At 66.9% G+C, this 1,202-nt stretch carries 2 protein-coding genes; both read left to right on the forward strand.

Going from position 1 to position 1,202, the window contains the following annotated elements; translation table 11 throughout:
* Window positions 1-165: 165 nt before the first annotated feature.
* Window positions 166-831: an N-acetylmuramate alpha-1-phosphate uridylyltransferase MurU gene (murU, locus tag AC3AYF_RS16300; RefSeq protein WP_295036124.1), complete on the forward strand. Its 666-nt coding sequence runs from the start codon at window positions 166-168 to the stop codon at window positions 829-831.
* 95 nt (window positions 832-926) lie between these two features.
* Window positions 927-1,202: OsmC family protein (locus AC3AYF_RS16305; RefSeq protein WP_487780011.1), on the forward strand; the 276-nt coding region annotated here is incomplete at its 3' end.

A 1,202-nucleotide genomic window follows, 5' to 3' on the forward strand; every position in this document is an offset into this window, starting at 1 on the left:
CCGCTATCTCGACTGGCTGCCCCATTTCTACGGGCATCTCGACGAGGGGCTGGCGGCACTGCCCGCACTCGGCGATTTCCACCGCTGGCTGCGCGAAAGCTATCGCCCGGCCATGGAAGCACGCTTGGCCGAGCACCATGCCAACCTCGACCAGGAAGCCTCGTCATGAAAGCGATGATCCTCGCCGCCGGCCTCGGCACCCGCATGCGACCGCTCACCGACCACTGCCCCAAGCCGCTGCTGCCGGTCGCCGGCAAGCCGCTGATCGTGCATCATCTCGAGCGCCTGGCGATGGCGGGAATCCGCGACATCGTGATCAACGTCAGCTACCGCGGCCAGCAGATCATCGACGCCCTCGGCGACGGCGAGCGCTACGGCGTCTCGCTCCAGTTCAGCGTCGAACGGACACCGCTGGAAACCGCCGGCGGATTGCGCCAGGCGCTGCCGCTGCTGGGCGAGGCGCCGTTCATCCTGCTCAACGGCGACATATGGACGGATTTTCCGCTCGAACGTCTCGCCCTCGCCGACGGCGACCTCGCCTCGCTGGTGATGGTGGATACCACCGACTTCCATCGCGGGGGCGATTTCCATCTCGATTCACAGGGTCGGCTGCACGCCGAAGGCGAGCCGCGGCTGATCTACGCCGGTCTCGGCGTCGTGCATCCCGCGTTGATCGCCGATCTGCCGGCCGGGGAAGCGGTCAAGCTGGCCCCGCTGCTGATCGATGCGATGCGGGCGGGCCGCGTCGGCGGCTGGCACCATCGCGGGGACTGGGTCGACGTCGGCACGCCGCAGCGTCTGGCCGAGCTGGAAGCCAGGCTCCGGTCATGACGGCGCGGACGTCACGAGCAAGCGTCGGGAATGTTATCCTGCCGCCATCGACAACCGAGCGATTCAATGACGAATCCCAGGAAGGAATCCTTGCCATGAAAGCCACAGTCAAATGGACCGACGGCCGCCAGTTCGTCACCGAATCCGGCAGCGGCCACAGCGTCGTCATCGACGGCAATCCGGATCACGGCGGCCGCAACACCGGACCCCGCCCCATGGAGATGGTGCTGATGGGGCTGGGCGGCTGCACCTCGTTCGACGTGATCCAGATCCTCGAGAAGGCCCGCGCCGAGGTCACCGACTGCGTCGCCACGCTGGAAGCCGAACGCTTCGACGGCACTCCCAGCGTCTTCACCAAGATCCACGTCCAC

This window comes from Salinicola sp., from assembly GCF_982684285.1.